Raw genomic sequence first — 245 nt, 5'->3', positions numbered from 1 at the left:
CGCGACCTGATCCCGTATCGCGAGGGCGTCTATGTGCTCGACGTCGAGCTCTATGCCGGCCACATGGTGCGGCTGGAGCGCGCCAACGCGCTGCCGGCGATCATCATCCGCGACCTCACGAGCGGCGCGGTGACGACCTTGAAGTCGATCGCGTCGTCGGCATTGGTTAGGATGAACAGCTCGTCGCCGCGGTCGGCGATCGAATATTGCACGCCTTCCTCGCGCGCCGCGATGAGGCGCGGTCG

Annotated in this window: 1 protein-coding gene; it reads left to right on the top strand. The window is 66.5% G+C overall.

Translation table 11 applies throughout. The annotated features are described in order from the left end of the window. Positions 1–245 (top strand): hypothetical protein (locus tag FNJ47_RS48060; protein WP_163163735.1); only part of this gene is annotated, 245 nt, incomplete at both ends.

The organism is Bradyrhizobium uaiense (genome assembly GCF_010811875.1).
In the GTDB taxonomy this organism is placed as follows: domain Bacteria; phylum Pseudomonadota; class Alphaproteobacteria; order Rhizobiales; family Xanthobacteraceae; genus Bradyrhizobium; species Bradyrhizobium uaiense.
Note: the sequence above shows the minus strand (reverse complement) of the source record. Positions and strands in the feature narration are given on the sequence as shown.